Consider the following 26,239-nt stretch of genomic DNA (forward strand, 5'->3'; position numbering starts at 1 on the left):
TGTCGTCACGTTCGCGAGCCGGGCTTGCGGTGGACGCGGCAGCGTCGGCACGAGAGGGACGGGCAGGGCGGGTAGTCCCTGTGAGCTCGAACCCGCGTGCGGACGAACGGCGCTGCTAGGCTTCGTCTCGTCTTGCAAGTTTCCGGCTTCGTCGACAGGGCTGGAAAAACTGCGGCGACATGGCGGGCCGTGCGTACGGCAAAACCGTGTGGTCCTATTTGAGGCATCAGGCGAAACCAACTGAAACCAACAAACCACTGCAGATCAGGCGCTTCTGCGCCTACGCTGCAGCGGACGGTTCGGCGAAATCGCCAATATCTAGGCCCGGCCTACGATCCTCACCCCTACCACGGACGAGAAGACCGACGGCCAGGCCTGATGATTCCAACCCTTCAGGAGCCGAAATCATGTTTGAGACTACCACCATACCTGCCGCCGACGCCACTGATGCCCGTGGGCGCGCCAGGCGCAAGGTCCTCACCAATCGAGACTGCGCATCGAAGAGCGGCAAGCCCAAGGCCTACGACGCGAAGTGCGATGGGCTCTACGTCCGCCGCACCACGACCGGGCCGAATACCTTCTCCGCGCTGGTCCGCGTCAAGGGCACTAGGCAGAAACGGCCGTACTGGCTCGGCTGCTTCGATGCGGAGACCTTCAACGTCGATCACGCCCGCAGCGCCTATTACGCCTTGATGGCCCGCATCGACGCGGGTGAGAACGTCTTCGCGACGGCCCGGCGTGACAAGAGGGTGAAGACCAAGCAGGGCCGCACCGTCGACGATCTGGCCATCGAGTATCTTGATTACATTCGCGAGCCGGTGAAGAAAAAGGACGGCAAGATGCGCGCCCGAATCGAGTCCCACAAGATCATCGAGGGTTACTTCCGCAATCTGGTGTCGCCGCGCTTCGGCAGGATGACCGCAAGCGATCTCACCAATGACGACGTGGCGACGTTGGCGTGCGACATGATGTCTGGCAAGTACAACGGCAAGCCATCCGTCTCGAGCGCCCGCCACATGCGCACCGCCCTGAGCGGGCTCTACAGATGGGCTCGCGAAGCCGGCCGCGGCTATGTGATTAAGACGTGCCAGCCCATGGTAGACCTGCCGTCGCTGCCGGCTGAGCATCCGCGCACGCGCGCGCTGACACCGGAGGAGATTCGCATTCTGTGGCAGGGCCTCGAGCGCGACGACCTGCCATGGGATCGCATGACATGTCTCGCCATCAAGTTCGGGCTGGCAACCATGCTGCGGAGCTGGGAGTTTCTTGCCATACACCACGACGAGCTCCACGACCTTGACGGTAAGGCCTTCATCAGGGTGCCGGTCGTGCGCGTGAAAAAACGGCGCATCATCGAACAGCCGCTGAACAGCCTTGCGCTCGACATCCTGCGTGAGGCGATGAAGAAGTCGAACCAGCGCGAGTTCGTCTTCTTCGGCCGTTTCGGTGCGGAGGCGCCACTGGCGCGTAAGGGCATGGCGGAAGCGCTGCGCGGCACGAAGAAGACACCCGGCCTCTGCGCGCTGCTCGGCCTCAAGCCGTTCACGCCGCACGACCTGCGCCGGACGGCCGCGACGCTGCTCGGCAACGCCGGCTTCGGCGACGGCATTATCGGAAGGTGCCTGGATCACCACACGACCCGGGATCGGGACGGAACCGACGTGTCGCGGGTAACGGGCGTCTATAATCAATCCACCTATCGCGAGGCGAAGCGCCCGGTGCTCGATGCTCTGGCCGTCAGGCTGCGCGAGATCATCAGCGAACCGGATGGGGCGGGGCAGCTGGCCTTCGCCTTCGCGGCGTAACCCAGCGCGCCATTGTCTTTTCGGTCCGACTGGACCAGCATATGTCGGCCGGCCGCGGTGTTGTCAGCACCCGGCCGGCCTCACCAAACGCCAATGGAGTGGAGCCATGGCGCAGGGTCGCATCGATCATAGCACATCTCTCCCAGCTGAACCGATCTCGCCCACCGAGGCGCTTGAGCTGGTGCGGTCGCAAGGTAGCCGCTCGATTGATGACGCCGTCGCCGACCTCAACGAGTGGATTCGCCGGAAGAGGGTTCGGCTTTGGTGCGACGACGAACTGGTGCCACCGTCCTTCATCATGAGGTCGCTGGTCATGGTCACCGTACCCGACGCGGACGGACGGCCGCGGGTCGATGTCTTGCCTGCCGGCGGCATCGGTTGGAAAAGCACCGGCTATACCTTTAAGCTCGATGCTGACGAGGTGCGCGCACTCCTGCCGCCGTCATCGGCTAGCGTGGCAACCGGGTCAGACCAGGCTCCGAAACCCCGAGAAGGTACTGCGGAGTGGGTTTACGAGCAGATGATCGCTGATCAATCATGGCGTAACGGTGAGCCAGGCTACGCCCGTCGACTGTATGAGCGTCGTCCCGCCTGCATAACCGCCGGGGAAAAGAGGCTCGCGAATCTCATCAGCGAGCACAAAGCGGAAGTCGTGAAGGAGCTCCTGAAGAGGGAAGAAGAACGCGACAAGCGGTAACGCTTCCCGCGGGAGTTTTCCCGAAACGGGATTTTTCCCGGGAAATAGTGCGGGCTTAACATGTCCGCAGAATGCTTAATTCCCCTAGATTGAACCTCAGTGTTCCCGAGTTTGCTGATGCCTCCGCCTTTTGGGGGTGGGCGTTGGCATTGATCTCCTACGAGGAAGCGGCACGCCTGCGCGGATGCTGCGTCGAAACGGTTCGTCGCGAAGTCGAGCGTGGCGCCCTAGCTACGGTCGATATCTCGCCACGCCGAAAGGCAATTCGTCGCTGCGTCGCGCTGGGGCTGTCCCTGCGGGATGGAGGCTGCGATGCCGCTTCCTGACCGCGAGCTTCTCCAGAAGCTGCTTCAGCACGCCAGCGCGGCGCCCGACACGCCGGATCTCATGTTCGACGATCGCGAGGTCGAAACAATCACCGGATTGTCGCGCACGACGCGCCATCGCCTTGAAAAGGCCGGCGCATTTCCGAAGGGGCACTATGTCAGCCCGGGGTGCAAGCGCTGGTTCGGACAACAGCTGGCAGCGTGGCAACGCGCCATCCAAAGCAGCAGCAATCCGTTTGCGAAGCCGAAAGCTCGGGGCGGCAAAGGCCGCGCTTCGCTCAAAGAAATTGCCCGAGTCACCCCCTCGTTGAAGGGCTGAACCCGGGCTTTTTTCGTCTCAACCCGACCAAAGGTGAGAAACATGCAGAGTATCACTAACAATCCAAACGACGTCAAGATCACCGCTGAGCAGGTCGAAACCGATTGCCCAGCCGAACTGACTCAGCTTGGCGACCTCATCGCACATTGCTTCCATGAGGCCGCCGAATGCGAGGCACGCGCTGAGGAATACCGTCTTGAGGCGGGCTCGCTGATCGTCGAGGCGAAGGAACTCTGCGACGCCGGCGGCTTCGCCGCGTTCCGTAAGAAGTATTTCCCGACGGTCAGTCAATCGCGTGCTTATGAACTCATGGCGATCGCGACCGGCAAGAGAACGATAAGCCAAGTTCGGGAACAGACGCGCCAACGCGTTGCCAGCACCAGGGCGCGCCAGAAGGCCAAGAAACATTCCGCTACCGTAGCGGAATCGAACACCGGAGAGGTGAAGCCTCCCGACAACGTTGTCCAATTAGTGGGCGTGCGTGCGGCGCGCGAAGCCGCGGCTCCTGCGCTGCAGCCGACCGAGGCGCTGATCGAGCACTTCACGCGCTCCTCGGGTGGGGAGCAGAAGGCTCTCATCGACCACGTCAAAGGGTTGAGCGCTGCGATCGATCCGTTCCGGCAGATGATCCCGATGGACCCCGATACGATCGCAGCCAGAACCGAGGAGACAGTCGGCGTCTACAAGGCGAAGCTGATCAGGGACGCCCTCCAAATGCGGCTGGAGCCTAGGGCGAAAAAGAAGATTGCGCGCCTGCAATTCAAATCTGTCGAAACCACCGATCCCGAAACGGGCAACCGCGTCTATGCGCGGTCGCGGCGCGGAAACGCTTCCTGGCACTAACGCCGGGAGCAGCTTGATGTCGCCGGTTTTCATCGCGGCGGCCGGCGGCCTCGTCCCCTTCAATCAAATCCTGGAGCAAAGATATGAATGTTATCAATCTCGGCCTAGGCAGGGCCTGCGGTCCTGACTTTGGTTTTGTGGCGACTCCGCAAGTGGCCGGCATGCCTGCCGTTAAGGCAGCGCCGACCGTTGCGACGCGTTCGCATCTCGATGCGCTTTTCGCCAAGATCGATCCGGCGCGCGCCCGGGTCATCTTCGCGATAGACGCTACCGCAAGCCGGCAGCCGACCTGGGACATGGCATCGAAGCTCACCGCAGAGCTGTTCGACTCCGCGGCTGCAATCGGCGGTCTCGATATCCAACTCGTTTACTATCGCGGCCATGGCGAGTGCGTGGCCTCAAAATGGCTCAGCGATGCCAAGTCGCTCGCCAGCATAATGAGCGGGGTAGCGTGCCATGCCGGTGAGACGCAGATCGGCAAGGTGCTGACGCACGCCAAGAAGGAAAGCGCCCGGAAGAAGGTCGGCGCCGTCATCTTGATCAGCGACGCCTGCGAAGAATCTCCTTCCGAGCTCTATAACGCCGCGCGCGAGCTTCATGATGTCCCGGTCTTCCTGTTTCAGGAAGGCGATGACGAACACGTCGGCCAGATCTATGGCCAGATCGCCGACATCACCCATGGCGCATCCTGCAGGTTTGATCAGGGTGCATCCCAGCGCCTCGCCGATCTCTTGAAGGCGGTCGCCGCATTTGCCGCCGGCGGCGTCAAAGCGCTCGCTAACCAGAACAGCGAAAGCGCGAAGCTCTTGCTGACGCAGCTCAAGAAATGAGGGAGGCGGCGATGATCATCTTCGATCGCGTCGAATTAGCTTTGCTGCTCGAGAACCACACGCCGGAAGAAATCCGCGAGCTCCGTCTCGGCATCAGTGACGAGGAATATCAGGCCGGGCTCGAGCTGTGGCGCGTCCTCGAATGGTGGGGAATGGGCTGGCTGAAACGCCATCAACATCCTGCTCACAAACAGAAAGGAAACTAAGACATGTCTAACGAACACGATCTGAACGACGCCGGCGAACAGCGCTCGATCGAACTGATCCCGGCGAACACCATCGCCCCCCTGCAGCTCGGTTTCCGCTCAGGTGATGCGGCCAATGATTATCTCTCGAACGCTGCAGACAACGCCAGCGACGGGCTCGACTGCGAGTTCGTCGTTGCCGACGAGAACAGCCCATACTTTAAGCGAAAATTGTATCAGCGTTTCACGTTGCATGGAACCACGCCAGGCCATGAGCAGGCTGGGCAGATCAGCCGCAATACCTTGAGGGCGATCCTGGAATCGGCGCGCGGCATCCGGCCGGACGACAAGTCCGAGGCGGCACAGAAGGCGCGGATGGTGAACGGCTGGGGCGACTTCATTGGGATGCGCTTCCTGGCGCGGATCGGCGTGAAGCCGGCGCAGAACGGCTACAACGCGAAGAACACGCTCATGGAAGTCATCACGCCAGAAAGAACGGAGTGGAAGGTCACGGCACAGGTGCACACGGCTACAGCTACGGCTACGGCTACGGCTACGGCTACGGCTAAGGCACCTGCCGCCGTGGCGCCAACTCCACCTCCTATTGCGAAGCCGGCCTGGGCGAGGGACTGATCATGGGCCAGCTCTCCAGGAACGAAGACGCCTGGCAGGCAAAAGCGACCGCTACGGCGGTCGCCGAAGCCCGCAAGGTCGCCACGAGCTCCGGTCCGCTGATGAACACGCCAGTCGGGCGGCTTAGCGATCTGCAATGGGGCGTCATCATCGCCGGCGCTCTGTTCGGTTGGATCGCGACCAGGTGCCAGCAAGCGATTGCGGAAGGGTGGGACCAGGAGAACGCTGTCGAGCTCGGCGGCTTCGAGCCGTCGCCGGCGGACGTCGCCGCGGTGAAATCGATCCTGCCGCTGCTCGCCGACCAGGCGGGCATCGACTGGAGCAAGCCGCTCGAGACCTGGTCAAAGGACACCATGACCGACTTCCTGTTGCTGGCGTGGCGGTTGGTCAGCGCGGCCGATGTCGCGCGCGAGCACGGGCCTGGGATCTTACGCAAGGCCAACACGAAGGTTGTCGACTCGATTCCTTTTTGAGCGCGACAGTTTTGTGCTGACGCTACAGCCGCTGCCGGGGGTCGATGCGATCCGGTCGCTGCGGTGGATCCTCAAGCGGCTATTGCGTCAGTTCGGCATGAAGTGCACCGATATTCGGCTGGAATAGAGGATGCGCGATTACGACCCCGCAAACGGCAATTGTCAGTGCCAGCTCGATGTGGACGAACTGATCCGCGACATCGCCGCGCGGCGCTGGGTGCACGAATTTCGTGAGCGGAAGGACAATCGCGAGATGGTCCTGGTCTGGACCCGTTGCAACGGGATCTGGGACCATCGGTGGACCGACGAAATCGTTGAGTCATGCATCCTGCCTCAAGCAGAAAAAACGCGTCGATGAAGCAGTACGGGCGCAACATCATTCAACAAGGCGACGCGCTTGAGCTGCTGCGCTCGCTGCCGGACGGCTGCACGCCGCTGGTGTTCTTCGATCCGCAGTTTCGAGAATGCCTGGATAAACTCGCATATGGCAATGAGGGGAAGAGCCGTCAGAAGGACCGCCATACGCTGCCGGCAATGTCAAGCAATTACATAGACGCCTGCTGCTGCGAGATTGCACGGGTGCTTACCCCAAGCGGTTACCTTATGCGCTGGATCGATAAGTTCGGACTCTGTGAAGGCATTCACCTGCGCATCACAGAGCCGAAGCGTGTTGACTTGATCAGCTGGGACAACGGTCGCATGCCGGGCGGCAACGGTTGGCGCTCGCGGTATTGCGGCGACCACCTCCTGGTGCTGCAGAAAAAACCCAAAGCCGCCAAGGCGACCTGGCGGGACCACGGCATCCGGGATCGGTGGATTGAGAAAGTCGATCGTGGAGTCCACCCGCATGCGAAACCGCTCGGACTAATCAAGCGATTGATCGCAGCGACAACGCATCCCGGCGATCTGGTGGTTGATCCAGCCGCGGGCAGCTTCGGCGTGATGCATGCGGCAATCGAGCTGGGCCGCGAGTTCGTCGGCGTGGATATCTGTGCCGGATTTTAGCCATGGCTTACGAGTGCCCGAACACCGAGAAGCTCTGCCAATGCGATCCCGACTCGCCAGATCCTGCCTTGCGTCCGTGCGCGCTGGCGACGCGTGTCGGCAAGTTCCTGCGGATGATCCTCGACGACAACAACCTCAACGACAACAACGGCAACGTAGCACTGGTGGCCGCCCGCAAGCTGCGCAGCCTGCAGCAAGCCGAGAACTACGACATCGCGCGACAGCTCGAGACCAAATTCTACGACGATGCCGATGCCACAAAAATCTTCAAGCGCGGGCGCGAGCGCGAGCGCGAGGAGATCAGCCGACAGCCGCAGGCGCCGCCCGAGTTCTACGACGGCGACGGCTATCCACGCTGGGACGAGATCGCGCTAGTCTGCCAGCGGCAGATCGCGCAGGGGCTCAAGCGCGCGAAGAACGCGGGCGAAGAAGAATTCATCAACGACATGGCAGGCCGGATGATGTTTCGGCAGCCGAGCGAAGCGCAGGGACGATGGCTGTTCGACATCTTCATCCGCTTCGGCGGGCCGTGCAATCGCAGGACGCTGCGCTTTCACTGGTGAGTGACGATATGGCGACACAACAGACGCTGCCATCCAAACCCCACACCTTCCATGGCGACCTGACAAAGATGCCGGCGGCGCTGCTGCCGCTGACGCAGCAACGGCGCTGGGTGACCTGGAAGTGGAAACTGAAGCCGGACAAGAGCAGGGAGATGAGGTGGACGAAGGTGCCGTATCAGACGCTGCTCTACAACACCAAGGCGAGGGTCAACGAGCCGGCGACCTGGGGCAGCTACCAGGAGTCGGTCGCCACTTTTGCGGCCGGTCTGTGCGACGGTATTGGCTATATGCTGAAGGACTCCGAGCTCGGCGCCATCGATCTCGATCACATCCGTGACTTGGCGACCGGCGAGGTCCTCGACTGGGCCGAGCGGTTGTTCGCCGAGGCGGCCCATGCCGGCTGCTATATCGAGTGGACCGTTTCGGGCACCGGCGCCCGCATTATCGGCATCGCGCGCGACAATGAGCTGCACCGGCAGTTCAAGCTCAACACGGCGACGGACTGCGCCGTCGAGTTCTATCGTCACTGCACGCGCTACATCACTATCTCGGCGGAGCAGATCGCCAGCGACTATCCCGGACTCCCCGAAGCCAAAGAACTGCCGGAATACGACGAGTTGTTCGCGGCGCTGTTCGCCCGCTTTGCCGACGAGGCACAGCGGCCGACGCCGCAAGAGTGCGGGTTCGCCGGCGGCGTGCATATTGCGATTGAGACAGTCGGTGATAATGGAGAGGAGGACGAACCGGACGAACACGATCTCAACGATGCTGGCGGCCAGGCTGGCGAATTCGACTATCAGGATTTGATCGAGAACGGCGCGCCGGTCGGTATGCGCAGCGAGGCGTTCCAGAAGGTGGTGTGGCATCTGGCAGGGCTGGGCTGGACGGCCGAGCAGATCGCCGAGGCACTGGCGAAGCACCCCAACGGCATCGCCCAGAAGTACGCCGGGCGGCTGCAGGAGGAAGTGGTCCGCTCGTACAACAAGTGGCATGCCCAGATCGGCGGACGCGGAGCCGGCTCTGGAGGCGCCGGAGCTGGCGCCGGCACCGGCCCGTCGTCACATCAACAGTCTGGCGCGACAGCGCCGACGAGATCATGGTGGCATAAGCATTGCCAGCGCGACAACAAGGGACGGCTGTTGGCTAACCTGGCCAATGCCATGATCGCGCTGCGCAACGACGAGGCGATCAAATCCCTGCTGGCCTACGACGAAATGTTCTGCGGCGAGGTCATGGTGCGGGAGATCGGCGACCGGGCTGATCTGGCGACGCCGCGTCCGGTGCAGGACGTCGATGTCACCGCGGTCCAGGAGTGGTTTCAGCTCAATGGTATGCCGCTGATGGGCCAGGAGGTCGTGCACAAGGCGATTGATTACCGGGCGCACGAGCGGAGGTTTCACCCGGTGCGTGACTATCTCAATCGCCTGCGGTGGGACGGCAAGGGGCGCGTTGGAGATTGGCTGACGACGTATCTCGGGGTCCAACCCAGCGAGTACACGGAGGCGATCGGGCGGATGTTTCTGGTGGCGATTGTGGCGCGGATCTATCAGCCAGGATGTCAAGCCGATTACATGCTGGTCTTGGAGGGGCTACAAGGCGAGTCCAAATCGACAGCCTGCAAAATCCTCGCCGCTGAGTGGTTTTCCGACAATCTACCGGACATTGATGCCGGAAAGGACGTCAGCCAACATCTACGGGGCAAGTGGATTATCGAAATCAGCGAAATGGATGCCATGAGCCGGGCAGAGAGCGCCAGGCTGAAGTCCTTCATCTCGCGAGCGACCGAGCGCTACCGGCGGACCTATGGGCGGAAAGAATCGGTCGAGCCGCGGCAGTGCGTGTTCATCGGCACCACCAACAAGTCGGTCTATCTGCGCGACGAGACCGGCAGCCGGCGGTTCTGGCCGGTAAAAGCCGGCAGCATCGATCTGGACGCGCTGCGCCGCGACCGCGACCAGTTGCTGGCAGAGACCGTGCAGCTGTTCCGCCAGGGCATGCAGTGGTGGCCGGACAAGGCGTTCGAGGCCAGGTTCATCAAGCCGGAACAGGACGAGCGCTACGAGGTCGATACCTGGGAGGCGCCGATCACCGATTATCTCGCGACCCTGGTGACTCCATCGACGCCACCGAAGGTGACGATCTCGCAGGTCGCCAAGTACGGGCTCGGCTTCATTTCCGATGCCAGGATCGGAACGGCCGATGGTCGTCGGATCGCCGCCATATTGGAGCGGATGGGCTGGAGGCGGGCGCCACGACAAGGAAATGGTCGCTTTTGGATCAAGTGACCAACCTCATGACGCATGACGCACTATGACGCTTATTTTTCCCCGTACCCTCCCGCGCGCGCGCATACGCGCGATAGGGGCCACATAGGAAGAAAGGGGACATGTCACGTCATGCGTCATTCAATGCGGGGGTTATGGAGCTTTGAAGATGCAGGTGATCACACGAATTCGGGCGAAAAAGCCGCTGATGAGCGTCGAGGAGGCGGTTGCGGCGGACCGCGCGTGGTTCGACGCGCATCCGGAGGCGGACTCGTACATCCGCCAATTCGTACCTGGCGAGTTCGGCAAGGCGGAGCTGCCGGCGGTCCCGCCGGGCTGGCGCTTCGCAACCCATGTGTGTGTGAGACGCCGGCTCGAGGGCGCCGCGGTAGGGCGGCAGCGGCAACTGATGGTGTTTTGCGAGCAACCCTGACATTACGGCGTCATGAGCTCTCAGTTCTACATCGACACGCCAAGGATTCGTGGCGTCGCGCGGCGGCGCGCGCAGGATCGGGAGCGGCAGCGGCGGCATTGAAAAAGCTGGGCTTGAGTTGCGCACGAATTGGTGGTTGTGCAGGCCAAGGTTTTATCACGTTCGTGGCAACGTTCCGCGTCCACAGTGAAATGCTCAACTGTTCGCTGCAGCCTGCTCGGCCATTATGCGGTCCATCTCGTTCTTGATTGACGCCATCTCTTTGAGAATAAGTCGCAGCTCATCAATTGCCGCCGCGTCGATCTCTAATTCGTCCACCGGCAGTAATTGACCGACTCTGATGTAGCGGTCCATTAGATCGAAAAATCGAGCTTTGCGGGCCTCTTCCGTCGTCATGAACATCTCCCAATTAATGCCAACACCACCGGTCTCGCGACGTGTTGACGTAGTACATCGGGCTTCATGGGGCTGCCGGAGCGCTGCCTAGTCTAGGTCTGCCCATGGCATAGAGCCCGTCACGGGGGGCTCAACGTTATCGAACTCCAGTTCTCGCATGCAGCGCAGGTACGAGATTCTACTGTCACGCTCGATTGCTACTTCCGGCCGAGCACGGACCATGCCCTTGCCGTCGACGTACGTTAGGCCATGCTTGGCAAGAGCCTCGCGCGCTTGTTGCGAGCGGTCCCAACTCTCCCCAGCTGCTTGCAGGGTCTGAAGCTGGTGCTGCTCGATAGGGAAATCAGTGAGAATTTGCACCCACCACACCTTCGTGGCTGGCTCCAGATGAGCCGGCGGTGGCGGCAGATCGCGAGGAGATTCGAGACGATCCTGTTGAAGTGCGCGCCGATGCGCCGAGATGATGGCCAATTCCGCAGCGCTCTTTGGACCTCGCGCACCCATGCTCAAATTATAATCGTTTTCCCCTCGCGGGGCCAACCAAAACTTAAAAACTCAAAGTGAAGCCGCCCGACCGGTCGAAAGCTGAAGCTTGAGAGTTTTTTGCTTCCCCCCCCCCGGGGGGGCTCCAGTTTTGGGCGGCTCTCTTGGCCCAGTCGGGGTACCGGGAGGCGCCTTTATGAGCAGGGCCGACATGCACTACGAGCGGAGGCAGCTGATTGTCAGCGGGTTGGACCTCAAAGGCCTAAACGTCTCTGCCTCTAAGCTGTTGGAGGAATAGGTCTCGTGGTCGAGAGTCTTATCACCGCGCACGGTGTTCGGCGACAGGTTCTGCCGATGCGCTCCCGCACAGATTCAGGTGACTGTGTTTGCCGTTTAATTAAATGGCGGAACGGGGCTCCTCCATACTTGGCTTTCCAAGAGATTGAAATTGGCCCGAATTTTGATGATTGGTCAAACGCCTGTTTCGGTAGCTACGGTGACCAGCTACAGATGGGTCTCAAACTTGTGCGACGTCCGACGCAAAGGGCAGACAGAGCGGTTGTTCAATCCGATCACTGTGATAGTCGCACCCTTAGCGCCATCGCGCGCCGAACTCCTCGGGGAGGATCTTCATCAACTGATCCACGGGCATCCCGTGGATGTCGTACGTAAGGGAGAGCTGATTGGCGATAAGAGCTAGCCGCCGCGGTGAGCCGCTACCCTTCGCGCCGGCGCCACGCGTGGGCTGTCCCGTGCGGGCGTCCGAGTAGAGCCGGGCCGCGGCTCCTATCAGGCTAGGGCTGGTTATGACGAACTGGCGTGCGGCTAGTTGGTCCAGCAAGTAGCTTTGCCGGCTCAATGGGGCGGCCAACTCCTCTTTTCTGCCGATTAACAGGAAGCGGCAACGTTCGCCGTGGGTCTTGACGAGAAACCATGGTGTGCGGACGAGATGCCGGTAGTTAGTCCGCGCATCGGTCAGGAGATAGACGTATTCCTTACGCAGGTTGCGTTTGCCGTCGGGGCCGATCGGACAAAGCTGTTCGAAGTAGAATGCTGCTAGCCAGCTCCACAGGCCCCGGTCGAACGACACGATCTGCGCATCCAGGTCGCTCAACAGAGCCACAAGGCCGACACCGAACTCGTAGCGATCTGCGAATTGTGTTTGCGCTATTTCGCGATCACCCGGCAGCCGCTCGGCAAACGAGCTGTCACTTAAGAGCTCGGCCGGAAGAGCGCCAGGAGCTCCCGCTTGTAGCCATTTGCCAAATTCCTGGAGGCCATCTTCGGTAAAACGCGAGAGTACATTATGCATGGCTGGTTTCGCCTTGTGGGCTGGAAGCTCGCACTAACTCCGCAAAGCGTCTCAGTCGGCTGAAACGGTCGACGGCGTCTTCCACCCAGTTTTGTACCGCCTCCTCGTCAGTTACGTCGTCGGGCTCTACAGGCACATCCAGTTCGCGCAGAAATTTGCGCCAGTCGTCGCCCCAATCGTGATCACCTTCGTCCTCTCCTTCAGCCGGCAGACGACGTAGAACCTCTCGCAACGCATGAGGTAGGATGAGACCCTGGACCAAGAGATCGGAGCGCAGTCGTGCAGCAAGGCCCGGGACCCGGCTGTTGACAACGAGCCAGGGACCGTTGCGATCATCGAGATCCACGCGCCAGAGTTCTTCTCCAAGATCAGTCTCTCGCAATGGCAGCAGCGGTTGGCGTTCTGAGGTGTCCGATTTCTGAAGAGGACGAATACCCTCGGCTGACGCAAGGATGCGGCCGGAATCGTCAGGGGCTATCACGAGCAGTCGGAACTGGATGGCGCCACCCCGGTCGATATCGGTTAGAATCAGCCGTGCAGGGATCGTCGTCTCGCCCACAGTCCCGCACGGAAACCGCATTGAAGAACTGCGGAAGTAAGCTTCAAGGACTACCTTTGCAGCCGGAGCGAGATCGAGTTCTCCGAGGTTGACCGCGGCAGTCGCTGAGGGAAAGCTGAATTTATCGAGGGGAGGGGTCAGCTCGATGGTCACACGGTCGCGCGCAATTCTCTTGCGACCTGTGGAATTAAGGCGTCGCTGGATCGAGACCATGGCTAACCTTGAGCCTCGACGACAAGATCACGATGCGAGTCGAAGCCGACCACCTCCACCTTAAAGTCTGCAGATCGAGCTTCGACGTCGAGTTGGTTCGGGTCGGTGGGCCAACAATCGGCATTGTGTTTCTCCACCTTCAGCCGATCGCGGAAGAAGCTGAAATCGTCATCACTGAAGCGTTTGAAGGGATTGCCGTTGAGCACGTCGTAAGCGCACCTGACACGGATCTTCAGCGGGAAGCTCTCAGGTGCGACTTTCGGATTTGGCAAGAGAGTGAACCCACCTACGCGACGTTGGATCCGGAATGGCTTTGGGCTAGGGGGCGGCAGGTCGTTGTGCCGGTCGGTTGTTCCTTTCTGAGCACGCTCTTTGGGCTTCTCTTTCGGAATCGAAAAGAAATCGACCAGCGCAAGCGGGTCATCGCGCTCGATACGATCCGCGACGACGGCGTGGATTTCGTGGAGTGCGGCTCGGATCCGGCGCAGCACGGCGTGTCCGCCGTTCCAATTGGTTCGAAGCTTTTCTGCACGCTCGTTCCATTGCGTATGTGCCGGATTCTCAGCGTCGCCGAGGAATTGGCTGATCGCGGCATGGTCGGCCACGAGGGCCGCATGGCAATCTGGAAGGTGCGCTTTTTTTCCTTCGGTCGGTACGGTAATTGAGCCCCGCACGACGAGCGTTTGAGAGCGTTCACCCGGTGAGGATGGTCGAAGAAACAGATCGATGTATGTTTCTGAGCCCTGCGGTTTTCTTGTCTTTTGGCTGATCGAGATGGGGGCGCGAATGAATAGCATCTCCCCGGCCTTGTACTGGTCACGCAGTCGCGTTGCTTGCTCCTCGCCGAGGAGGTCGCCAGTGATGGTCGCCGATTGCCAGCTCTCGGGTAAGGTCACCATCGGCGACAGCGAGCGCAAAGATTGAAGCTGTCTTACGAAGCTGAGCAGCGAAGGTGCTATCGCCTCACTTCCCATGTCAGCAGACACCTGATCGAACGTATCGGCGTTGATCGATGTCCCGTTGACCTCAACGATCAGCCGGCTCGTAAGGATCGGGAAGTAGTAGTTCTTCAGCGTCGCCTGAATGAGGTACTGTTCTTCGATGTCGGGCAGCACATATGGGATGACGAGCGATAGGCCGGTTTGGCCTGACCGTTTGAGGCCAGCAACGCTAGCGAAGTGCTGGCAGAGGGAATGTTCAGTAGTCGGAAGTCCTGTCTTCGTGCCGGGGCGGCACCAGAAGCCGACCGAATCGAGTTCGGTGTTGCCGATTGTGTGGTTCTTCAGAATGGCTTGGCCCATGAGGCAGACGTTTGGGTCGTCAGCACGCCGCGTTAGGCCGATGAGTGTCTTGATTGTGGACGATGAGGAGAAAACAAGCTTACCGAGCCCCCATCGTCCGCCCGCTGCTCCCTTCTTGTTCGAACGGCCGAATCGCCGCCAAAAGCCGCAGAATTGTCCTTCGTCTTTCCGATCGATCGCGCCCAAGAGACCGGTTGTTTCGAAGTCCTCGATCACAAGGAATCGCTGCGGCGCGGTAGGGACCGCTATCCCGCTAGCTGTCAGGTGCGGGGCTAGCCCATCCAACAAGGATGAAAAGAACTCCCGGCTCTCCGCCGTACTAGGCTCGACTATGGCGAATCGAACGCGAACAGTTCCGCCCGGCAAAACGCAGGCGTCGGTGGAGTTCTGGATTGTCTCCCGGACCAAGGCTTCTGCGAGCACGACCTCGTCGTTGTTGAACTGGTCCTGCTGCGTCAGTTCCTTTTCACTGGGGTCATCTGATATATCCCTAAAGTACCATTCCACCCCTGCTTCCCCAACCCGCTCGTTTCCTCTAGCGTTGATTGTGCAGGGTTTTTTCTACCCGCGCAATATCGGCTAGTCGATGGCGCACGGGAATCCGTAGACAAGAAGGACGACATGCTCACGGGTGAACTTCGTTCCAAAATCGACAATGTCTGGAACGCTTTCTGGGCGGGGGGCATCGCCAATCCGATCGAGGTGATCGAGCAGATTACCTATCTCCTCTTCATCCGCGGTCTCGATGAGGCCCACACCCGCGAGGAGAACAGGGCGAACCGCCTCGGCAAGCCGATGGAACGCCGCATCTTCCCTGAGGGAAAGGACGATGTAGGCAAGGACGGCGGCGTCGCCTATGAGGAGATGCGCTGGTCGCGCCTGAAGAACAAGGACCCGGCGACGATGTTTGCCATCGTCTCCGAGCACGTCTTTCCGTTCCTGCGCAATATGGCGGAAGAGGGCACAGCCCACGCGACCCACATGAAGGGTGCGCGCTTCACCATTCCGACGCCCGCGCTGCTCGCCAAGGTCGTCGATCTCCTCGCCGATATCCCGATGGAAGATCGCGACACCAAGGGCGACCTCTACGAATACATGCTCGGCAAGATCGCGACCGCCGGACAGAACGGCCAGTTCCGCACGCCGCGCCACATCATCGCGCTGATGGTCGAGATGACTGCGCCGACGCCGAAGGACGTGATCTGCGACCCTGCCTGCGGCACCTGTGGCTTTCTGGTCGCGGCCGGCGAGCATCTCCGCGACAATCATCCAAAACTGTTCCACGACCAGGAAAGCCGCGACCATTTCAACGAGGAGATGTTTCACGGCTTCGATTTTGACGGCACGATGCTGCGCATCGGCTCGATGAACATGACGCTGCACGGCGTCGAGGATCCGGACATTCGCTACAAAGACTCGCTGTCGCAGGAGCACGCCGACGACGAAGATCGCTACAGCCTTGTGCTCGCCAATCCGCCGTTCGCCGGTTCGCTCGACTACGAGACGACGGCGAAGGATCTGCTGGCGCTGGTCAAGACGAAGAAGACCGAGCTCCTGTTCATGGCGCTGTTCCTCAAATTGCTGAAGCCCGGCGGCCGCGCGGCGGTGATCGTGCCGGATGGCGTGCTGTTCGGCTCGTCGACAGCACACAAGGTGATCCGCAAGATGCTGGTCGACGACCACAAGCTCGACGGTATCGTGAAACTGCCATCCGGCGTGTTCAGGCCCTATGCCGGCGTGTCCACCGCGATCGTGTTGTTCACAAAGACGAATTCCGGCGGCACCGATCACGTCTGGTTCTACGATTGCCAAGCCGACGGGTTCTCGCTGGACGACAAGCGCAATCCGCTGCTGCCGATCGACAAGATGGGGCCGAAGGCAAAGCTCGTTGTTGACGAGCATGCGAAGAACAATCTCCCCGACATCGCAGAGCGGTGGAGACAGCGTGGCGGCGCTGAGCGAGAACGGCCGCGCACCGCGCCGAGCTTTTGCGTATCCAAGTCGGAGATTGCGGCGACCGGCTACGATCTCTCTATCAATCGTTACAAGGAAGTCGTGCATGAAGCGGCCGAGCATCAGCCGCCCAAGAAGATCATTGCGGAGTTGAAGGCGCTTGAGCAGGAAATTGCCGACGGGCTTGCTGAGCTGGAGGCGATGCTGTGAGCTTGGCTACCGTCGCTCTTGGAGAGATTGTTGAGATAAGGGGAGGGGGGACTCCTTCAAAATCCAATCCAGCGTTTTGGAACGGGGACATTCCGTGGGTGTCCCCGAAAGATATGAAACGATGGGATATCGATGACGCTGAGGACAAGATTACGTCGGAGGCGATCGAGAAGAGCGCCACCAATGTTATCCCGCCGAATGCGATCCTGGTAGTCAATCGGTCGGGCATTCTCAAGCACACGCTGCCCGTCGGCATCACTCGACGAGAGGTCGCGATAAATCAGGACTTGAAGGCGCTTATCTGCGGCCAGCGTGCCCACCCAGATTATGTTGCGCATATTCTGAAGGCAGCAGAACCAATAGTCCTCAAATGGGTACGCGCAACGACGGCAGATAACTTTTCAACTGAGAACCTTGGATCTCTCGAAATCCCACTTCCTCGGCTGGATGAACAGCGGCGGATCGCGGCGATCTTGGACACTGCGGACAGGCTGCGCAACAGGCGCAGGCGCGCCGTTGAACTTGCTGATAGTCTCGCGCAGTCAATTTTTCTAGAGATGTTTGGAAAAATTCGAGACTCTGAAGTCAGGCCACTCGCCGCATTTGTTGATGAAGATGATCGAATAAATTATGGTGTTGTTCAGCCCAAATAACAAAATCGTCGATGGACCCGGTGCCGCCGTTGAGCTTACTCGCAATCGCATAGCCACGCCTCCCGGCGGGGATCGTTCCGGTCGTGGCGGCGTGAGAGCGTTGGCATGCCCCTATCAAAGCGGCATCCTAAGCACCTCGCAAATTATCGATTCGTAGTAGATCGGATCGGCGGCGAGTTAGTGCGGGTCGTGGTGTGGACAGGTGGCCGCTGGCGTGCTCGCGCGAAAGGGCGCCAGCGTCAATGATCCCGGCGATCGATATCAGCCAGAATTGAGCTCACGGCCTTCGGCCTCCGTTAAGGCTCGGTTTAGCTTCAGAGCCCACTATTCGAATGGTCGAACGTGGGGCAGATCATGCAAGTCCACGATCAGGGCGGGGAAGAGTTTGAGCTGCCCAGGCAGCCTGCGGTCCCCGTTGCCTTCGATTTCTTCAGCCCTAGCGACGAAGTCCTGGCCTTCGCGAAGCCCTGCGGTGACCGAGTGAGCCGCGCGGTGCTGTCCGCAATCGCCCTGATCGCGAGCTTTGGACTTGGGTGGGCTGGTGGTCAAAATTGGCCCCAGGTGGTGAGTGCGTTCGGCCTAAGCTCAGTTGCTCAGAAGGAAGTGCCTTCGCGTCGTCTGGCCAAAACAGCGCCGGCCGCCAGACACACTGGCATTTCGAAGCCGAGTCTAGCGGCAGCATTGCAAGCACCACCAAACGCAAACGCCACCTTCAACTATGGGCCAACGATCAATTCAACGATCGCGGCGGCGGTCGCTCGGGTTTCATCGGAGTCGACAGGCACGGTGTCTCTCACTCAATCGACCAACGTGCGCGCGCCTGGAGCTGCGGCTCTGGATCATCTAGCGCCCCCGCCGGAAACCAAGCCGACCACTATACAGGGTTGGGCAGTAATTGACGTGAGAGACGGAACTGCTGTGCTCGATGGGCCGTACGGACCTCGGATGGCCAGACTCGGCGACACCATTCCGGGGATCGGACGAGTTGACTCCATCGTGCATTGGGGCAATCGCTGGATCGTGGCTACGTCCAACGGTTTGATTGCGACCCCGTAAAACCGCCTTCGCGCGCAACGGTTAACGCTGGAGGTAGAGGCCGCCAACTAAGTGGCCGTCAAGGAGAAGCGGGCGGCGTGGTTTGGAGGCGGACACGTTGCAGCTAGCGATAGACTCCAATTCTCGAAAGCCAGAGGATATCCAATCCTCCAAACGGGAACGGCGAAGGTATTGGTTAGCCTGCAATTTTTCGGCAGTCGGCCTAAGATTTGCGTGAGTAGCCACGGTGAGAAGCTACAGATTTTTCCGCGGTCGCGACCACCGCGCCCAAAGAGCAGGGCACTTCGCAATGCGTCAAGTGGCAACAATTGGCTGAACGCCTTCGATGCGGCCGGTAATCGTGAGCCTTTCCACTAGGACCGATTTGCCATCCGCATCGGCGACGTTGAACGGATAGATCGCGCGTGAGTGTGATTAGCACCACGGCCGACGAGCGCTGCAAGGGGCGTGCTTCAGATGGAAGTTTCCATATCTTTCATGGCACTCCCCTCTAGGAACACCCTATCGTCCGTTTTAGGACATTCGCAAAATCAACGTTCGCCTCCCAGGACCACGCTCATAAGGACGTTCGACGGCGCTCACCGGTTTGGCAGGCGTCAAGCAAAAGTCGCGGAGCGTTGCCCATTTGCAACCCGCACAGCCGTTCGGAGTTGTAAGCTGATCGATCAGAATGACCTAAACATATTGCGTATTTGCTTTGACAATCTCAGCGGGGGCAAAAAGTGTTTGATGTCTATCGCAATGGGAAGCGCGATTTGCTCGTTCTTAGCACAGGGTCCGCGATACCCGGGGCTTACTCTGCAAATAAGTGGCGCAAGACCAGAAAAAGAATTCTCAAGGTAAGCGACGAGATTAGGTCAACAGTTCAGCGACAAGGGTATTACGTTCGTCGCTTGCACGTCACGAAGAACGGTTCAATTTAGTTCGAACGCATCGGTCCGAATCGCTGATTTATATGAGCTGTACTGGGTCCGCTACGGCGAAATCGGTCAGCGCTGGGGCCGCTTTGGGTTAGTTGCGTCATCCCACGGCTTTGACTTCCGATCGGCCGCGCCCAGCGGACACTCTCAGCGTGCAGTGGAGGGTCTCAAATGGGTCACTCCCGGACACATGCAGTGCAGCATCACTCGATCACCTGATCGGCTCGAAGGAGTAAGGAGGTCGGTTGTTAAGCTACATGGCGCCGTGCTGCGTGCATTCACCTAGTTTAAGCCGAAGCGCTCCTCTAAGCAGACTGCAGTCCCACTCCCTTAGGAAAGCCGGTCCTGGAGGACATGTGGAGTCCGCTAAGGAGGGTTGTCTGACGTCATTTCGACGCGGGCAGGGACATCGGCAAAGGGCCACCAGGCGACATCGAGCGAGGCGGCCTCAGTTGGTCCTTTAGTTCGTCCACTTGGGATCGTCCTCATGTTCGAAGGCTTCCGCTAGCTTTGTCCAGTCATCAGCGAGGTCCAGCCACGCAGCTTCATCAAAGTCGCTCCGTGCGTACTTGGCATTCAAGCGGCATTGCTCCGCCCTCGTGCGACATTTCTCGACCAGCTCTTTACGCACAAGAACGGGCGCTTAGGTCGGTGGCTTCAGGCCGCGTAAGTTAAGCCACTCGGTCACATGTGCGGCGGTTTCATCCTGTCGGGCCTTGCGCAGCACCGCGTCGCGCGTGGGGCCGGGTGGCAGCGTTGCAGCCGTCGCGCGCAGCTCCTTTGCTTCCTCAGCAAGGCGCGCTTCGAGGGATTGGGTTTGTTTGATGCGGCGTCGCATTTGCACGGCGCGGCTCCTTTCCATGAGAGGAAGGCGGGAGCGCTACCGGCGTTCTCTTTACCGATAAAAGCCACGATCCGCTCGGTGATGGTTCTTAACGTGTCGTCAACGGAAGGGTTGCACCAGTTAAGAGACTAGGCAGCCCGACAATAGGACAGCACGGCTGCATCTAATTCAGATGCTTGCGCACCTTCTTGATGATCTCCCGCAGGGCGTTCGCGTAGTCCTCGATGATCCGGCGCGCTGCCTTGGTCGGCGGCTCATCCTTCTTCGGGGCTGGTTCTTCGGGCGGAGGCTTCATGCCGAAATGGTCGGCGAAGACCAGAAGGCTCCATTGAGCTAAATCAAACCAAGCTCCTGAGCTCGGAAGCAGGTCTTCGAGTGTGCCAAGGTGCAGCAAGATCAAACGCCCACCCTCGAAGAGGATGGGCGCGTGGTGACTTACGACATGATGACGTCCTACTTCTTCTCGGCGCTGGCTTCTTTAGCTGGAGGCGGCTTCATGCCGACGGTCAACTGTCGGATTTTTAAAGCGCCGCCTTCACGTATGTCGATGGCGCCCCAGAACACCGTGACCTTGGTGGCGTCGCCGCTCTTAGGGTCCTTACCGAAGATGTCGGTCTCGCCGTTGGCGACGACCAGATCGTTGTTGATGACCGACATGTTGCCGACTCTGATCTCTATATGATCGGTGCCGTTCTTGAAGTTGTTTTCGTATACGGTCTTGAGATCGGAAAACACACCGCCCGGGTTGATCTGGACCCCGTCCTTTGTATAGAGCGCAGCGACACAGGCCGCGTCTTTCTTGGCGACGCAGTCGGTGTATGCGACGGCTAATTTTTCGGCCTCCTGCTTGACCTCATCGGCCAGTGCCGGTGCAGAGATGAAAGCGGAAGAACACAATGCCCAGAGCAATGAATGTCGCTTCATAACAACTTCCCCTCTCGTTGTGATGCACAATTGCATCGCGACGTCCTCCTGACGTAGGACGTCGCGTTGCATTTGTTCCGAGGGGCATTCTTTCGTTAGGCTGTAATACTACCGGCTTGCGAGTATATCCCATTTTGCACCGCTTGGCGCGCGCCAACCTTGATCATCGACGACGGGAGCGGGCATTCCTCGAGAATGCGGCGAATGCGGTTGGGAAAGACAGGCAAGTTGACGCATGTGACAGATGAAAGTGTCTTGCTCGGCGCGCGCGATGTTTCATCATGGTTAGCGAACGACAAGCTCGCTACGGCCCAAGGCGCTTGCTTGCATCGAAATTGTCATTCTACGGCGAGGGCCTGCCTCAGTCAGGAAGCCCACCCGTAAATTTCCCAAGTGTCGGTCATTGCGCTCGCTGGTTAACTGGTGCGGATCGAGCGCCGCATCATGAAAACACCGAAGCCAAAGCAATGGGCCGAGCAGGAGGTCCGACGATTGATCACGTTGGCCCGGCAGGGAGTTGGCGCATCGAAGATAGCCGCCGAACTGGGCCGCTACGCTGGCTCAGTGAGGCGAATGGCTCGAACGTTGGGACTGCTGTTGAAGAAGTAGTCCCCGAGCGATCTTGAGCGCAGCCCGGCTGACCGACAGCCCAAAGCCCCCCGCCGCGAGGGGCCTGCAATTTGCGCAGAGCTAGAACTTAGATCGTTTGCAGCAATATCATCCCGACGACGGTCACAATGAAACCGATTGCCGTCACTGCGGCGAAGCACCGCTCTACGCTATCCATGAACGCAACCCTGCCAAAAGAAATAAGTTCGCCTTGCAAAAAGTGAGAGCTGGCTGTCACCGTCGGGGGGACTTTGAGTAACCGAAAGCGCTCACGCTGCCATACTCTGCGCCGATCGCGTGGTGTTCGCATCTTCTCCGATTGCTGGGAGCGGGAAGGCAGATGTGCACGAGTGATCGCGCAGCGCACCATTGGCTAAGTGCTCCCAGTACTCAGCTTCGGCAAGCAGCTTCCAGCTTCTATCGGGATGATGCGCGGCGGTCTGACGGCACAGCGATGCCATCGCTCGCAGGCGACATACGGTATCCATCTATTCCTCCCATTATTTTTTTGTTCTTTTCACTCTATTTTCTATTTTTACGTCGGAGTCATTATGATTATGACGCAGAACAAATTTTTACTTTCCGAAGCGCGCTTCTGCTTTCGTTGCGGCTTCAAATCGCGTCCCGAAAACAACGGAACGCAATCCCGCGCTTCTTATTTCGCGCTCGGGTCCACGTGCATGCCGCAGGGCCCTCGCCATGGCCGTAATTCTACGGAGATTGCCCATCCGTAGCGTTTGGCATCTACTTCAGATTGATTTTGTAATCGAGTTTAATTTGAGTGGCCCATGAGCGTTAAAGCCATGATGGCAACGATCCTTCGGAAGCAATTGGCTGCGCGAGGCGTGCATTCACTGACGCCATCTGACTACGATGAGATCGTCCAGGAATTAATAGAACAACTCAAAGAGCTGGAGCTTGGCTTGGCCGCTCGCGACGTAGCAGACAAGCAAAAGCCGAAGTAGCTCTATATTGGCTGACACCGCAGATGACCTTGGTCATCTACGGCAATATCGATTTGTCCGCCAATGAAATGCGCCGCTGCACGTGCAGTCTGTCGGAGATGGGCGGCTCTCACTTTGATGCTGCGCAAAACCCCCATCGGACGCCTGACCCTTCTGCGGGGCTGGAGGGGACAAGTGCGGGGCCAAGCGGTCCGACGGCTGGCGCGTGAGGAGGCGCCATGCAATTCGAAACTAGTCCCGGTCAGGGACATCGCTGCGTTCACTTGTGATCAGAGACAGGCATTTGTAATGTTCCGGCGCTGGAACATAGGGCCAGATGTAAACAGGCCGGCTAAGGCGAGACGCTGCTGATCCGCCCGCCCCGAGCCGCAACATGTGGCCGACAACTTGGCTCTAAGCGTCATCTCGCAATCGGGCATCGCATGCCTATTTTTCCCGCATGCGTTCATTTGAGTTTTGCCTGCCGACCAAGAGCACTTCGGTCCCAGATGGCCCGGATTGGCTTCATGAAGTGAAGTACGACGTTTATCGCCTCCGCTTGGAGCGCGATGGCGACCGCGTGCGCCTGATCACGCGTGGCGGTCACGATTGGACAAAGCGCTTTCCTTGGATCGTTGAGGCGGCGCTCAAGAACCGAGCGAAGCAGTCCGTGATCGACGGTGAGGCAGTCGTGCTTGGCGTCGATGGCGCCTCCGACTTCAACGCGCTGCACTCCCGCAAGTGCGACCACGAGGTTCAGCTCCACGCCTTTGACGGGCTGGTGACGTGCTGGCGATGGATAGTGACGATCTACGATCACTCCCGCTGCACCTGCGCAAGACCAATCTCGATCGGCTGCTTGCGCGGCGCCCGGATGGTATCTTCGTTGCTCCCTTCGAGGCGATTGGCCCTGATCTCTTCCGTGCCGCATGCCGCTTGGGGCTCGAAGGCATCGTCTCGAAGCACCGCGAGCGACCTTATCGAGGCGGGCGGCAGCAGCACTGGATCAATAACCGGAAGCACCCGGCGATGGACCGGGAGCTGTAGGCTGCTGCTGAGGAAGACCGTTCAGTGGCAGCTACCTTCTGTTTAACCTCAAGAAGCAGACTTAAGTGCAATCGGCGCAAGATGACTGAGATGGGCCATAGGCAGACATGAACCGATGCAGCGGATACCCCGTTATTGCTCAGTCCCTTTAGGCAGCAAGAACTGATAAGCAAGCCGGTGCGATTATTCAGCGCGCGCCAAAACTGGCGCGAGGCGAATTTGTATCATCAATTTGAGTGCCGCCGAAGCGCTTCGAGCGTGAAGCAGATGCCACGCGTGAACTATCGCAAGGCGCAACAATGGCGGCGAGATCACGACCTCGAAGGTACATCATTTTTGGCGTCAGCCCGCCGCGCCGTGCGATCCAAGCGCGCACCGGAGCAGGATAGGTCGTCATTAGTTCTTGCGTCCCGGATGCGCTGACGACGCGTTTGCCAGAGTCATCGAACATCCATGCCGCATGAAAACCAAGCACCGCATCAGGGGTGGCGCAGACTCGGTCGCTCGGGACTAATCCGAGCACCATGGTGCAGGCCGAAACGCATTTGCCCGTAATGACGACGGACTCACCGGAGTCGCGCACATGTCGGAAGTGCGTCGCATAGTCCCGCATCTTACCGCCGATGTCGGCGCTGATAATTACGGTCGCGGAAGCCGATGTAACGCTTAGCGCCATCAAAACAACAGCAGCAATCAGGTGCGCTCGCATGTCCTTTTCCTCGGCAGTAGCGGATCAATCCCGCGCCATGCGTCGCAAGTCGCGTGCCACCAGCCGATGCCGTTTAGAAGGTCACCTAAAGGCGTGATCTGAATTAGTTTTCTTTTGAAGAGCGCCCCGCTTTCACAAGGGCAGGCAGGTAAGACAGTTCGCTGAGGCTAAAAAATAGGCACGCTCACAGCTCTTTGATGAAGATGAGTGCAGCAGGGGTGTAACCTAAGAGCAACACTTTGGAGTAAGTGCCGGAGGAAAATCATGACCATCAAATACATCCTTGCCGTCGCACTCGTCACGCCATTCTTGATTGTGTCCAGCATGGCTCAGCAGTACCAAGGCGGCCCCAAATCGCCTGCCCCCATGACGCGGCAAAGCGGTGGCGACATCTATGCGCAAGGAATTGATGTTTACGCGCCGCGAAGCGACATCTACGCGCAGGGCGTCAGAACCGAAAAATCCCACGCTTATCGCGGTGGCCCAAAGACTGTCGTTCCGCACGGTAGATGAGAGGACTGCGCTTCGGGATCACGCTCTCTATGAGCGAGAGTGACGCGCGATGTGTGGACGGCTCCGGGTTGGCAAGAAGAATCTTCACTTGCAGCATTGGTCGGAGCAGCCATGTGTTCGGCCTGTTTGTGCGGTACCCATGACCGCTGGCCATAATGCCCTCCGCGGATCAGGTCCCGATCAACAGCACGCATTCGAAGATGCCTTGGCCCATGTGGGTTGTCCTGATCGCCGGATCGACCGGCGCTGCATTAAGTGCTGTTCGTCCTTTCCAACCGTTACGTCACACCGGTGTGTCCGGCTGTGAACTCATTTACGCCATGAGAGCGGCGGGTTCCTTGTAGCGTTCGTTCTTGGCCATCATCGCCCATGCCATCCGGGCGAGTTTGTTGACGAGCGCGATGGCAGCGACCTTTGTGGGTCGCCGCGCCAACAATGCGGTGAGCCAGGGCCGATGCCGGGTGCCATGGATCTTGGCATAGCGGATCACTGCGAGTGCGCCTGCCGTGAACAGGCTGCGCAAATAGCGATCGCCTTGCTTGCTGATACTGCCAAGTTTGTCCTTGCCCCCGCTCGAGTTCTGCTTCGGCACGAGCCCAACCCAGGCCGAGAAGTCCCGTCCCGATCGGAAGGCCTTGGCATCGGCAACGCTCGCGACCAACGCCGTTGCCAGCGCCGGCCCGACGCCAGGAATCGCGTCCAGCCGTTTGCTCGTCGCATTTGATTGATGCCAGGCGATGATGCGTCGGTCGAACTCCAGGATTTGGGCCTTCAGGGCCCGCAATTGGCTGCCGAGAGCCGCAAGACACCTCCGGCAGCCGGCGGTCATCAGTGTCGGCGACCACTTCCAGCAACTGCTCGACACCCTGGCGCCCGACAGGGGCGACGATCCCGAACTCGGCAAAATAGGCGCGGATTGAATTGATCACGGCAGTCTGCTGGCGGATGAAGAGATGGCGCGCACGATGAAGCATCAGACAGCTCTGTTGCTCGACCGTCTTGGCCGGCACGAACCGCATGTTCGGTCTCGTGACCGCCTCGCAAATCGCCTCCGCGTCGGTGCTGTCGTTCTTCTGCCGCTTGACGTAGGGCTTCACGTAGGCCGGAGGCATCAATCGAACCGTGTGCCCCAACGCCTGCAGCTCGCGCGACCAATAGTGCGATGATGCGCAAGCCTCGATTCCCACCAGGCATGGCGGCAACTTCTGGAAAAACGC

28 protein-coding genes and 2 pseudogenes are annotated in these 26,239 nt (G+C 59.6%); 20 read left to right on the forward strand and 10 right to left on the reverse strand.

Annotated elements, in window-relative coordinates:
• Nucleotides 1-179 precede the first annotated feature (179 nt).
• From XH84_RS07275 to XH84_RS07335, 13 genes are all read left to right on the forward strand, one after another.
• Complete coding sequence (locus XH84_RS07275) at nt 180-1,805, forward strand: tyrosine-type recombinase/integrase (protein WP_245471645.1); 1,626 nt, start codon at nt 180-182, stop codon at nt 1,803-1,805.
• A 106-nt stretch (nt 1,806-1,911) separates the two neighbouring features.
• Nucleotides 1,912-2,502, forward strand: coding sequence for a hypothetical protein (locus tag XH84_RS07280; RefSeq protein WP_128916139.1), 591 nt, complete (start codon nt 1,912-1,914; stop codon nt 2,500-2,502).
• A gap of 312 nt (nt 2,503-2,814) precedes the next feature.
• Entirely contained in the window at nt 2,815-3,147 is a 333-nt protein-coding gene (locus XH84_RS07285; RefSeq protein WP_208757052.1) for a helix-turn-helix transcriptional regulator, read from the forward strand.
• 42 nt (nt 3,148-3,189) lie between these two features.
• Entirely contained in the window at nt 3,190-3,990 is an 801-nt protein-coding gene (locus tag XH84_RS07290) for a hypothetical protein (RefSeq protein WP_128916141.1), read from the forward strand.
• Between the two features lie 161 nt (nt 3,991-4,151).
• Nucleotides 4,152-4,820 (forward strand): vWA domain-containing protein, encoded by a 669-nt coding sequence (locus tag XH84_RS07295; protein ID WP_128916142.1) that lies wholly within the window; start codon nt 4,152-4,154, stop codon nt 4,818-4,820.
• 11 nt (nt 4,821-4,831) lie between these two features.
• Nucleotides 4,832-5,026 (forward strand): hypothetical protein, encoded by a 195-nt coding sequence (locus XH84_RS07300; protein WP_128916143.1) that lies wholly within the window; start codon nt 4,832-4,834, stop codon nt 5,024-5,026.
• A gap of 3 nt (nt 5,027-5,029) precedes the next feature.
• Nucleotides 5,030-5,638 (forward strand): hypothetical protein, encoded by a 609-nt coding sequence (locus tag XH84_RS07305; protein WP_128916144.1) that lies wholly within the window; start codon nt 5,030-5,032, stop codon nt 5,636-5,638.
• A gap of 2 nt (nt 5,639-5,640) precedes the next feature.
• Nucleotides 5,641-6,111: a hypothetical protein gene (locus XH84_RS07310; RefSeq protein ID WP_128916145.1), complete on the forward strand. Its 471-nt coding sequence runs from the start codon at nt 5,641-5,643 to the stop codon at nt 6,109-6,111.
• Between the two features lie 130 nt (nt 6,112-6,241).
• On the forward strand, nt 6,242-6,469 hold the full coding sequence (locus XH84_RS07315; RefSeq protein WP_128916146.1) for a hypothetical protein: 228 nt from the start codon (nt 6,242-6,244) through the stop codon (nt 6,467-6,469).
• Nucleotides 6,466-7,116 carry a DNA methyltransferase gene (locus XH84_RS07320; protein WP_164935824.1) on the forward strand — a complete coding sequence of 217 codons (651 nt, stop codon included), beginning with the start codon at nt 6,466-6,468 and terminating at the stop codon, nt 7,114-7,116. The genes XH84_RS07315 and XH84_RS07320 overlap by 4 nt, the downstream gene beginning before the upstream one ends.
• A 2-nt stretch (nt 7,117-7,118) precedes the next feature.
• Complete coding sequence (locus tag XH84_RS07325) at nt 7,119-7,679, forward strand: hypothetical protein (protein ID WP_128916148.1); 561 nt, start codon at nt 7,119-7,121, stop codon at nt 7,677-7,679.
• Nucleotides 7,680-7,687: 8 nt separating this feature from the next.
• A complete protein-coding gene (locus XH84_RS40610) occupies nt 7,688-9,964 on the forward strand; it encodes a VapE domain-containing protein (protein ID WP_245471646.1) in 2,277 nt (758 codons plus the stop codon).
• Between the two features lie 148 nt (nt 9,965-10,112).
• Nucleotides 10,113-10,376, forward strand: a complete 264-nt coding sequence (locus XH84_RS07335) for a hypothetical protein (RefSeq protein ID WP_128916149.1) — start codon at nt 10,113-10,115, stop codon at nt 10,374-10,376.
• A gap of 195 nt (nt 10,377-10,571) precedes the next feature.
• Here XH84_RS07335 and XH84_RS07340 read toward each other — a convergent pair whose 3' ends face one another.
• The 4 genes from XH84_RS07340 to XH84_RS07360 form a co-directional block, all read right to left on the reverse strand.
• Nucleotides 10,572-10,772 (reverse strand): hypothetical protein, encoded by a 201-nt coding sequence (locus XH84_RS07340; protein WP_128916150.1) that lies wholly within the window; start codon nt 10,770-10,772, stop codon nt 10,572-10,574.
• Between the two features lie 1,075 nt (nt 10,773-11,847).
• Nucleotides 11,848-12,567, reverse strand: a complete 720-nt coding sequence (locus XH84_RS07350) for a hypothetical protein (RefSeq protein WP_128916151.1) — start codon at nt 12,565-12,567, stop codon at nt 11,848-11,850.
• The gene (locus tag XH84_RS07355) at nt 12,560-13,339 is read right to left on the reverse strand and encodes a hypothetical protein (protein WP_128916152.1); all 780 of its coding nucleotides are present in this window, start codon (nt 13,337-13,339) and stop codon (nt 12,560-12,562) included. Before XH84_RS07355 ends, XH84_RS07350 begins: the two co-directional genes overlap by 8 nt.
• 2 nt (nt 13,340-13,341) lie before the next feature.
• Nucleotides 13,342-15,147 (reverse strand): hypothetical protein, encoded by a 1,806-nt coding sequence (locus XH84_RS07360; protein WP_128916153.1) that lies wholly within the window; start codon nt 15,145-15,147, stop codon nt 13,342-13,344.
• Nucleotides 15,148-15,261: 114 nt separating this feature from the next.
• Here XH84_RS07360 and XH84_RS07365 point away from each other — a divergent pair, with 114 nt between their 5' ends.
• From XH84_RS07365 to XH84_RS40615, 3 genes are all read left to right on the forward strand, one after another.
• A complete protein-coding gene (locus XH84_RS07365; RefSeq protein ID WP_128916154.1) occupies nt 15,262-16,803 on the forward strand; it encodes a type I restriction-modification system subunit M in 1,542 nt (513 codons plus the stop codon).
• Entirely contained in the window at nt 16,800-17,456 is a 657-nt protein-coding gene (locus XH84_RS07370; protein ID WP_128916155.1) for a restriction endonuclease subunit S, read from the forward strand. Before XH84_RS07365 ends, XH84_RS07370 begins: the two co-directional genes overlap by 4 nt.
• A gap of 1,778 nt (nt 17,457-19,234) precedes the next feature.
• Nucleotides 19,235-19,435, forward strand: a complete 201-nt coding sequence (locus XH84_RS40615) for a hypothetical protein (RefSeq protein ID WP_128916156.1) — start codon at nt 19,235-19,237, stop codon at nt 19,433-19,435.
• Between the two features lie 640 nt (nt 19,436-20,075).
• Here the strand turns inward: XH84_RS40615 and XH84_RS07380 are convergent.
• The 3 genes from XH84_RS07380 to XH84_RS07390 all read right to left on the reverse strand — a co-directional run bounded on the left by XH84_RS07380 (nt 20,076) and on the right by XH84_RS07390 (nt 21,200).
• Complete coding sequence (locus tag XH84_RS07380) at nt 20,076-20,270, reverse strand: hypothetical protein (protein ID WP_347338711.1); 195 nt, start codon at nt 20,268-20,270, stop codon at nt 20,076-20,078.
• Between the two features lie 169 nt (nt 20,271-20,439).
• Nucleotides 20,440-20,676: a hypothetical protein gene (locus XH84_RS07385; protein ID WP_128916158.1), complete on the reverse strand. Its 237-nt coding sequence runs from the start codon at nt 20,674-20,676 to the stop codon at nt 20,440-20,442.
• A 53-nt stretch (nt 20,677-20,729) separates the two neighbouring features.
• Nucleotides 20,730-21,200, reverse strand: coding sequence for a Cif family virulence factor (locus tag XH84_RS07390; RefSeq protein ID WP_128916159.1), 471 nt, complete (start codon nt 21,198-21,200; stop codon nt 20,730-20,732).
• Nucleotides 21,201-22,597: 1,397 nt separating this feature from the next.
• On the opposite strand from XH84_RS07390, the gene XH84_RS39560 reads away from it, so the two are divergent.
• The 3 genes and pseudogenes from XH84_RS39560 to XH84_RS41605 all read left to right on the forward strand — a co-directional run bounded on the left by XH84_RS39560 (nt 22,598) and on the right by XH84_RS41605 (nt 23,800).
• The gene (locus XH84_RS39560; RefSeq protein ID WP_164935825.1) at nt 22,598-22,774 is read left to right on the forward strand and encodes a hypothetical protein; all 177 of its coding nucleotides are present in this window, start codon (nt 22,598-22,600) and stop codon (nt 22,772-22,774) included.
• Between the two features lie 439 nt (nt 22,775-23,213).
• Nucleotides 23,214-23,453: pseudogene (locus XH84_RS41600) on the forward strand (ATP-dependent DNA ligase); the annotation flags it as partial.
• A gap of 86 nt (nt 23,454-23,539) precedes the next feature.
• Nucleotides 23,540-23,800, forward strand: a complete 261-nt coding sequence (locus XH84_RS41605) for a DNA ligase-like domain-containing protein (protein ID WP_347338714.1) — start codon at nt 23,540-23,542, stop codon at nt 23,798-23,800.
• Nucleotides 23,801-23,987: 187 nt separating this feature from the next.
• Here XH84_RS41605 and XH84_RS07410 read toward each other — a convergent pair whose 3' ends face one another.
• Nucleotides 23,988-24,509, reverse strand: coding sequence for a hypothetical protein (locus XH84_RS07410; RefSeq protein WP_128916161.1), 522 nt, complete (start codon nt 24,507-24,509; stop codon nt 23,988-23,990).
• Nucleotides 24,510-24,773: 264 nt separating this feature from the next.
• On the opposite strand from XH84_RS07410, the gene XH84_RS07415 reads away from it, so the two are divergent.
• The gene (locus XH84_RS07415; protein ID WP_128916162.1) at nt 24,774-25,022 is read left to right on the forward strand and encodes a hypothetical protein; all 249 of its coding nucleotides are present in this window, start codon (nt 24,774-24,776) and stop codon (nt 25,020-25,022) included.
• Between the two features lie 313 nt (nt 25,023-25,335).
• On the opposite strand, the gene XH84_RS40620 is transcribed toward XH84_RS07415, so the two are convergent.
• Complete coding sequence (locus XH84_RS40620; protein ID WP_164935827.1) at nt 25,336-25,851, reverse strand: IS110 family RNA-guided transposase; 516 nt, start codon at nt 25,849-25,851, stop codon at nt 25,336-25,338.
• A gap of 130 nt (nt 25,852-25,981) precedes the next feature.
• Nucleotides 25,982-26,209, reverse strand: a pseudogene (locus XH84_RS40625) (IS110 family transposase); the annotation flags it as partial.
• Nucleotides 26,210-26,239 lie beyond the last annotated feature (30 nt).

The sequence above is a fragment of the Bradyrhizobium nanningense genome (assembly GCF_004114535.1).
Taxonomy (GTDB): domain Bacteria; phylum Pseudomonadota; class Alphaproteobacteria; order Rhizobiales; family Xanthobacteraceae; genus Bradyrhizobium; species Bradyrhizobium nanningense.

What these genes read in the sequence shown, in the direction of transcription:
- XH84_RS07300 (WP_128916143.1), top strand. Translation starts at nt 4,832, where the DNA reads ATGATCATCTTCGATCGCGTCGAATTAGCTTTGCTGCTCGAGAACCAC.
- XH84_RS07380 (WP_347338711.1), bottom strand. Translation starts at nt 20,270, where the DNA reads ATGCGACGCCGCATCAAACAAACCCAATCCCTCGAAGCGCGCCTTGCT.
- XH84_RS07325 (WP_128916148.1), top strand. Translation starts at nt 7,119, where the DNA reads ATGGCTTACGAGTGCCCGAACACCGAGAAGCTCTGCCAATGCGATCCC.
- XH84_RS07320 (WP_164935824.1), top strand. Translation starts at nt 6,466, where the DNA reads ATGAAGCAGTACGGGCGCAACATCATTCAACAAGGCGACGCGCTTGAG.
- XH84_RS07350 (WP_128916151.1), bottom strand. Translation starts at nt 12,567, where the DNA reads ATGCATAATGTACTCTCGCGTTTTACCGAAGATGGCCTCCAGGAATTT.
- XH84_RS07305 (WP_128916144.1), top strand. Translation starts at nt 5,030, where the DNA reads ATGTCTAACGAACACGATCTGAACGACGCCGGCGAACAGCGCTCGATC.
- XH84_RS39560 (WP_164935825.1), top strand. Translation starts at nt 22,598, where the DNA reads ATGAGCGTTAAAGCCATGATGGCAACGATCCTTCGGAAGCAATTGGCT.
- XH84_RS07365 (WP_128916154.1), top strand. Translation starts at nt 15,262, where the DNA reads ATGCTCACGGGTGAACTTCGTTCCAAAATCGACAATGTCTGGAACGCT.
- XH84_RS07290 (WP_128916141.1), top strand. Translation starts at nt 3,190, where the DNA reads ATGCAGAGTATCACTAACAATCCAAACGACGTCAAGATCACCGCTGAG.
- XH84_RS40620 (WP_164935827.1), bottom strand. Translation starts at nt 25,851, where the DNA reads ATGACCGCCGGCTGCCGGAGGTGTCTTGCGGCTCTCGGCAGCCAATTG.
- XH84_RS07285 (WP_208757052.1), top strand. Translation starts at nt 2,815, where the DNA reads ATGCCGCTTCCTGACCGCGAGCTTCTCCAGAAGCTGCTTCAGCACGCC.
- XH84_RS07355 (WP_128916152.1), bottom strand. Translation starts at nt 13,339, where the DNA reads ATGGTCTCGATCCAGCGACGCCTTAATTCCACAGGTCGCAAGAGAATT.
- XH84_RS40610 (WP_245471646.1), top strand. Translation starts at nt 7,688, where the DNA reads ATGGCGACACAACAGACGCTGCCATCCAAACCCCACACCTTCCATGGC.
- XH84_RS07280 (WP_128916139.1), top strand. Translation starts at nt 1,912, where the DNA reads ATGGCGCAGGGTCGCATCGATCATAGCACATCTCTCCCAGCTGAACCG.
- XH84_RS07275 (WP_245471645.1), top strand. Translation starts at nt 180, where the DNA reads ATGGCGGGCCGTGCGTACGGCAAAACCGTGTGGTCCTATTTGAGGCAT.
- XH84_RS07315 (WP_128916146.1), top strand. Translation starts at nt 6,242, where the DNA reads ATGCGCGATTACGACCCCGCAAACGGCAATTGTCAGTGCCAGCTCGAT.
- XH84_RS07410 (WP_128916161.1), bottom strand. Translation starts at nt 24,509, where the DNA reads ATGCGAGCGCACCTGATTGCTGCTGTTGTTTTGATGGCGCTAAGCGTT.
- XH84_RS07340 (WP_128916150.1), bottom strand. Translation starts at nt 10,772, where the DNA reads ATGACGACGGAAGAGGCCCGCAAAGCTCGATTTTTCGATCTAATGGAC.
- XH84_RS07390 (WP_128916159.1), bottom strand. Translation starts at nt 21,200, where the DNA reads ATGAAGCGACATTCATTGCTCTGGGCATTGTGTTCTTCCGCTTTCATC.
- XH84_RS07310 (WP_128916145.1), top strand. Translation starts at nt 5,641, where the DNA reads ATGGGCCAGCTCTCCAGGAACGAAGACGCCTGGCAGGCAAAAGCGACC.
- XH84_RS07415 (WP_128916162.1), top strand. Translation starts at nt 24,774, where the DNA reads ATGACCATCAAATACATCCTTGCCGTCGCACTCGTCACGCCATTCTTG.
- XH84_RS07335 (WP_128916149.1), top strand. Translation starts at nt 10,113, where the DNA reads ATGCAGGTGATCACACGAATTCGGGCGAAAAAGCCGCTGATGAGCGTC.
- XH84_RS07295 (WP_128916142.1), top strand. Translation starts at nt 4,152, where the DNA reads ATGCCTGCCGTTAAGGCAGCGCCGACCGTTGCGACGCGTTCGCATCTC.